This is a genomic window from Psychrobacter sp. 16-MNA-CIBAN-0192, assembly GCF_040309565.1.
Taxonomy (GTDB): domain Bacteria; phylum Pseudomonadota; class Gammaproteobacteria; order Pseudomonadales; family Moraxellaceae; genus Psychrobacter.
On the sequence record NZ_JBEOOX010000279.1, the window covers coordinates 1 to 270 of the forward strand.

General features: G+C 40.7%; 1 protein-coding gene. It reads right to left on the minus strand.

Annotated elements, in window-relative coordinates:
• Window positions 1-220 (minus strand): metal ABC transporter solute-binding protein, Zn/Mn family (locus AAEY78_RS13250; protein ID WP_352339763.1); only part of this gene is annotated, 220 nt, incomplete at its 3' end.
• Between the last annotated feature and the right edge of the window lie 50 nt (window positions 221-270).

The window sequence follows — 270 nt, forward strand, 5'->3', positions numbered from 1 at the left end:
GGTCAAATTCATGTGGGTCTGTACCAATGGGAACAATGCTGTGAATAGAGACATGCTGTCCTCCTACTTCCTTCACAATGTCATAAAGAATGGAGTAGGTCGTGACAACTTTTAATTTACCGTCATCTTTTCCGGAACTTTTTTGCTGAGTAGAACAGCCTGCGATGACCAAAAGGGCAATACATACTGCGGTCAAACGGATTGCTAATACCTTCTTCATATATGTCCTCCTTTTACATTGACGCTTCCTTTTTTAACTGTGTTCGTTTT